This is a genomic window from Streptomyces sp. NPDC058576, from assembly GCF_042718715.1.
Taxonomy (GTDB): domain Bacteria; phylum Actinomycetota; class Actinomycetes; order Streptomycetales; family Streptomycetaceae; genus Streptomyces.
The window spans coordinates 1-1150 of record NZ_JBHXPF010000023.1; the positions used below are offsets into that span (position 1 = coordinate 1).

1 protein-coding gene is annotated in these 1150 nt (G+C 71.3%); it reads left to right on the forward strand.

Translation table 11 applies throughout. The features are described from left to right. Positions 1 to 158: 158 nt before the first annotated feature. Positions 159 to 1094: a DUF5655 domain-containing protein gene (locus tag ACFWRV_RS17910; RefSeq protein ID WP_384335672.1), complete on the forward strand. Its 936-nt coding sequence runs from the start codon at positions 159 to 161 to the stop codon at positions 1092 to 1094. Positions 1095 to 1150 lie beyond the last annotated feature (56 nt).

The following is a 1150-nucleotide window of genomic DNA, read 5'->3' on the forward strand; positions in this document are numbered from 1 at the left end:
GGGTGTTTTGCGGGGCCCGGGGGGGGGGGGGGGGGCCCCCCCGCCCCGCCCCCCCCGCCGACCCGGTTTCCCCTCACGGCGATCGGCCCACCGCAGGCGGAATAACCAGGACGGTCTTTCGATTGGCCTCCTTGCAGAGATCGCGGGAGGGGGCGCTGGTGGCCGAGCTGATGATGTTCCGGCAGGACGCGGACGGACGGGATGTCGAGCTGGCCGGCTCGACGGTGGCGCTGGAGGTGGAGCTGCAGCGCCGGGTCGAGGCCGGCCTGGAGCAGATGCTGGGCGTCCGTTTCCTGGCATCGGAGTATCCGACGGGCCCTTGGCACCGGGGGCGGATCGACACCCTGGGGCTCGATGAGAACGGCAGCCCGGTGGTGATCGAGTTCAAGAAGGGCTCGGACAGCGGGGTGATGTCCCAGGCGGTCTCCTACCTTTCCTGGCTGGAGTCGGCGCACCACGAGTTCGAGGCGCTTGTGCGGAAGGTGCTGGGGGCGGGGGCCGCTGAGTCCGTCGACTGGCGTCGTCCGCGGATGATCTGCATCGCGGCTGGCTTCTCGCACCACGACCGGGTGGCGGTGCAGAGGTTGCCCGAGCGGATCGACCTGGTGCGCTACCGGATCTTCGACGGTGGCCTGCTGGGGCTGCTGCTCGTGGACTCCGCGACCGGCTTCCCGAGCGCTGCCTCGTCTCGCCGGGGCAGGGAGCGGGCACCCGTGGCGGACAGCGTGCCGACGGCTTCGGCGGTCTCTCCGCCTGCGGGTGGAGGAGCGGTGCCGGAGTGCCTGCGGGACCTGTACGCGGAACTGGACGAGGCGCTCACGGCATGGGGCGAGGTGGAGGTGGCGTCGCTGCGGCACTACATCGCCTACCGGCGGTTGGTGAACGTGGCCTCGGTGATCTTCCGTCCGAAGCACGGGGCGATCCTGGTGTACCTCAGACTCGACCCGGACACGGTCGAGCTGGAAGAGGGCTTCACCCGGGACATGCGCGGTATCGGACACCTCGGGACCGGCGACCTGGAGGTCCGCGTCGTCTCGGCAGCCGACTTGGAGAAGGCGGCGCCGCTGATCCGGCGGGCGTTCGAGGCGGCCTGACGCAACAGGAGGGGCGGGGGGGTGGGAGGGGGGTGGGAGTGACACCACCCCCCCCG